We start from the raw sequence: 4,716 nt of genomic DNA, 5'->3' as shown, positions 1-4,716 counted from the left end.
GGGCCGGCCGGCGCGGGTCAGGTCGAGAGCGCGGCGACCACGGAGGCGACCCGGCGCGCCCGGGTCTCGGCCGCCTTCGCTCCCTCGACCGCTCCGACGTGGGCCTTGCGCGCACTCGGCGAGAGCGCCGCGAATCGCTCCACCGCGCCCGCCTCCGCCAGTGCCGATGCCAGATCATCGGGCACGACGACGAGGCGGGGAGTGGCGTCGAGCTCGAGCTCGACCTCGATCGCGTCGCCCCCGGCGAGCCCGGTCTCGCGGCGCTTGTCGGCCGAGAAGGGGATCAGGGCCCGCCCCTCCCTCGCGCCGACCGTGCTGGTGAAGCGGTAGCCGTTGACCGTGACGGCGACGGCCGGCCGCTTGCCTCCGCCGAGAGCCTCCAGGACCTCGGGCGGCACCTCGATGCCGGTGTTGCTGCCGATCGCGAAGAGGGTCGTTGTGAACTGCACAGCACGAGGATGGCACGGACTCTCACGCGGCGCGCGGCCGATGGTCGTACCGGCGCCGGCCACCGCCTGAGCCCTCAGCAGTCCCGGGTGTCGGGATCGCCGAGCGAGGAGCGCACCGCGTCGACCGTCATCCGGCCCTCCGGGTCGAGGCGGGTCAGCATGCGGGCCATGATCTCGGCCAGCTGTGGGATCTGCTCGACGTCGAGGGGATCGATGACGTCGGCGAGAACCGTCGCGACGTGACCGGGCGCCGTCTCGACGATCTTCTGCAGGCCCGCCTCGGTGAGCACGGCGTTCGTCGCGCGGCCGTCGGAGGCGCACGGTCGCCGCTCCAGGTAGCCGCGGGCCACGAGTCGCGTCACCACGTGCGAGAGCCGCGGGAGGGTCGCGTTGGTGCGCGCGGCGAGCGTCGTCATCCGCAGAGCGCGCTCCGGAGCCTCCGAGAGCATCGCCAGGGTGAGGTACTCGAAGTGGGTGAGCCCCGCGTCGCGCTGGAGCTGCGTGTCGAGGGCACCCGGGAGAAGCTCGACGACAGCGATGAAGCGCAGCCACGCGTCGAGCTGATCCGGCGTCAGCCAGCGGGTCTCGGGCCTGCTCATCCCCCGAGTGTAGTCAGTGGTTGCCGCGACAAGTAAGTCCCCGCTCACCGCAGTCCGCCGTGCCGGGCGATCCGGAACCGGCCCTCACCCGACTCGACACCACGGCGACCCGCCGATTCGGGTTCCCGTGGATCGCCGTAGCCGACCGCACCCCGCCCCCTCGAACCCGCCACCCCGCCACGAGGACAGCGCGAGCGGGGCGGGGACCCGAGCAGAGCGTCACACCACGTCGTCGCTCAGGTCGATCGGGGTGCCGAAGCGGTGGTTGGTGATCGAGATCGCCTGTTCGCGGAGGAACGGCAGCAATTCCACTCGTCCGGCGGGCGTGACCGGGTCGGCGTAGATCACCGTGTCGAGCGCGCCTCCGATCGCCTCGGCGAGCGCGGTGGCGAGCGGCACCCGGGAGCCGTCGGCGCGTTGCAGCGGCACCGGAGCGCCCGTGCTGCCTCGTGTCACTCCGGCGACCACATCGGTGAAGGAGCCGGCGGTATCGGCGGAGCGCCGCACGACAGCCTGTTGCTCAGTGGGCTGGGATGAGGGTTCGGCGCCGGTGTAACCGTCGACGCGGTCCGAGACGATGTCGCCGATGATCCGGATGCGGTTGGCCGTGATGCGGCCGGCCGCGGCCCGCTCGAGCCAGTGGGCGTCGGTCTCGACGACGATGCGCGGGACGAGGCCGGCCATCTCGGCGAGCTCGTCGCCCGAGAGCATCTGCCGCACCTGCGGAGGCAGCGGCACGGATGTCGAGATGTCCATCCGCGAGCGTGTGAGCAGGCCCGCGGCGATCACCCGGAGGAGTTCGCCGAGGTCGCCACCGTCGGCCAGGCGCAGAGCGACCGGCACCCGGAGATAGCGGAACAGGTTGCGCTCGACTCCGACCTTCGAGATGTCGGTGACCACGCCGAACTCGGTCGCCCAGGCGAGCTGGTCCGAGAGCGCGGAGCGGCGCAGGAGGTCGAACTGCTCGAACCGGAGCGAGGACTGAGCCGCCTCGATGAACTGGCGGGCGCGGTCGTCGAGGCCCCGCAGGTGCAGCGTCGAGGAACTGCGGGCCGGCGATGGCTTCCACGAGCCGAGGCCGATCAGGTGGTTCGGCCCGCCGGCTTTCGCTCCGCCGCCGACGGAGGAGCGCTTCCACCCGCCGAACGGCTGGCGCCGCACGATCGCGCCGGTGATGCCGCGGTTGATGTAGAGGTTGCCTGCTTCGACGGAGTCGATCCACAGCGCGAGCTCATCGGGGTGCAGCGAGTGCAGGCCGGCGGTGAGGCCGTAGTCGGTGCCGTTCTGCATGCGGATCGCGTCCTCGAGAGTCGCGGCGTGCATGATCCCGAGCACCGGCCCGAAGAACTCGGTGAGATGGACGTAGCTGTCTTCGGTGACGCCGTCGCGCACGCCCGGCGACCAGAGCCGACCGCTCTCGTCGAGGCGCCGCGGCTCGACCAGCCACGACTCGCCGCCGCCGAGCGCGGTCAGCGCGTGCAGGAGCTTGCCGGTCGGCTCCTCGATGAGCGGGCCCATCACCGATGTCGGGTCGTCGGGGTAGCCGACGCGGAGCGAGGTGACTGCATCGACGAGCTGGGCCCGGAAGCGCTTGGATCGTGCGACCGATCCGACGAGGATGACCAGCGAGGCGGCGGAGCACTTCTGCCCCGCGTGGCCGAAGGCGCTGCGCACGATGTCGGCCACCGCGAGGTCGTAATCGGCGTGCGGAGTGACGACGATCGCGTTCTTGCCGCTGGTCTCGGCCTGGAGAGCGAGGTCGGGCCGCCACGAGCGGAACAGACTCGCGGTCTCGAAGGACCCGGTGAGCAGCACCCGGTCGACGAGGGGGTCGCTGATGAGCGCGCGGCCGAGCTCGTCTTCATCGAGGTCGACCAGCGCGAGCAGCTCCTGCGGTACGCCCGCGTCCCAGAGCGCCTCGACGAGCACGGCGGCGCAGCGGCGCGCCTGCGGGGCGGGCTTCACCACGACTCCGGAGCCGGCGGCGAGCGCCGCGAGGATCGAGCCGGCGGGGATCGCGACGGGGAAGTTCCACGGCGGCGCGACGACCGTGAGCCGCTCGGGCACGAAGGTCGCGCCGCCGACGACGTCGAGCTCACGGGCACGGGTGGCGTAGTAGTGCGCGAAGTCGATCGCCTCGGAGACCTCGGGATCGGCCTCGGCGATCGTCTTGCCGGTCTCGGAGGCCATCACCTCGATCAGGCGGTCGCGGTTGGCGGCCAGCGCGAGCCCGGCGCGGTCGAGCACGGCCGCGCGGTCGTATCCGAGCCGCTCGCCCCACCGCTCTGCGCGGTCGGAGACGGTGCGCAGCACCTCCTGCAGCTGGGCCTCGGTGCTCACTCGCGCCGCGTCGGCCGTGCTCGTGCCGATGGTGGAGCCGGCGATGCGCTCGATGATCAGTCGCGCCCAGCGGCGGTTGCCGGGGAGTGCCGGATCGGTGTCGGGCTCGTTGCGGAAGCCGGTCGTGGCCGCTGCCGCACCGGAACCGCGGCTGAGACCGAGGACCGCCTGGGTCAGTCCCGCCGCCGCCGGGTCCTGCGCGCGCTCGCCCGCGCGGGCGTGCTCCTGCACCAGTTGGCGACCCGAGCCCGAGGACCACTCGCGGAGTCGGTCCTGCGTGCGACGGGAGCCGGGCGCCTCGTCGTCGAGGGCGTCGAGGGAGGAGCGGAACCGGCCGAGCTCCCGCTGCAGCACCTCCTCGTCGTCGAGCTCGAACACCGCCGAGAGGAAGTTCTCGGGACTGGCGTTCTCCTCCAGCCGGCGGATGAGGTAGGAGATGGCGACGTCGAACTCGTGGGGATGCACGACGGGCGTGTAGAGAAGAAGGCGTCCGACGTCCTCGCGGACCGCGCGGGCCTGACCCGTCGCCATGCCGAGCAGCATCTCGATGTCGACCGCCTCGGCCACGCCGCGGTCGTTCGCGGTCAGCCACGCCCAGGCGAGGTCGAAGAGGTTGTGACCGGCGACACCGATTCGCACCGCGTCGGTGTGCTCGGGCCGCAGCGCACGGTCGAGGAGCCGCTTGTAGTTCGTATCGGTCTCCGCCTTGCTGCCCACGGTCGCGAGCGGCCAGTCGTGCAGGGCCGCGTCGACGCGCTCCATCGCCAGGTTGGCTCCCTTGACCACGCGCACTTTGATCGGCGCTCCTCCGCGGGCTCGCCGCTCGGTCGCCCACTCGGTCAGCTCGTGGAGCACGCGGAGGGAGTCGGGCAGGTACGCCTGCAGGACGATGCCCGCCTCGAGCTGGAGCATGCCCGGCTGTTCGAGGAGACGTCGGAACACCGTGACCGTGAGATCGAGATCGCGGTACTCCTCCATGTCGAGGTTGATGAAGGTGGGCTCGGGACTCGACGCGGCGGTCTGGTAGAGCGGAGTGAGGCGCTCGACGACGCGGTCGACCTCCTCCTCGAACGCCCACATCGAGAGCTGGCTCACGACGCTCGAGACCTTGATGCTCACGTAGTCGACGTCGGGGCGCTCCAGCAGGCTCCGGGTGCCCTCGAGGCGGCGCCGCGCCTCGCGCTCGCCGAGCACCGCCTCGCCGAGGAGGTTCAGGTTGAGGCGGTCGCCGTCCTCGCGGAGCGCCGCGAGGGCGGCGCCGAGGCGCGCCTCCGACGCGTCGACCACGAGGTGCCCGATGAGGCGCCGCAGCACGCGGCGGGCGGCGG

The 4,716-nt window shown here is 72.1% G+C and carries 3 protein-coding genes; all 3 read right to left on the bottom strand.

Annotation, left to right across the window (positions count from 1 at the left end):
• Nucleotides 1–17: 17 nt before the first annotated feature.
• Complete coding sequence (locus ACH61_RS13995; RefSeq protein ID WP_068213146.1) at nt 18–449, bottom strand: YdeI/OmpD-associated family protein; 432 nt, start codon at nt 447–449, stop codon at nt 18–20.
• A 74-nt stretch (nt 450–523) separates the two neighbouring features.
• On the bottom strand, nt 524–1,048 hold the full coding sequence (locus tag ACH61_RS13990; RefSeq protein WP_068213143.1) for a MarR family winged helix-turn-helix transcriptional regulator: 525 nt from the start codon (nt 1,046–1,048) through the stop codon (nt 524–526).
• Between the two features lie 219 nt (nt 1,049–1,267).
• Nucleotides 1,268–4,716, bottom strand: a 3,449-nt coding sequence (locus ACH61_RS13985; RefSeq protein WP_068213139.1) for a bifunctional proline dehydrogenase/L-glutamate gamma-semialdehyde dehydrogenase, incomplete at its 5' end; no start/stop codon positions are given.

This window comes from Rathayibacter tanaceti (genome assembly GCF_001634385.1).
GTDB lineage: Bacteria > Actinomycetota > Actinomycetes > Actinomycetales > Microbacteriaceae > Rathayibacter > Rathayibacter tanaceti.
Note: the sequence above shows the minus strand (reverse complement) of the source record. Positions and strands in the feature narration are given on the sequence as shown.

What these genes read in the sequence shown, in the direction of transcription:
- ACH61_RS13990 (WP_068213143.1), bottom strand. Translation starts at nt 1,048, where the DNA reads ATGAGCAGGCCCGAGACCCGCTGGCTGACGCCGGATCAGCTCGACGCG.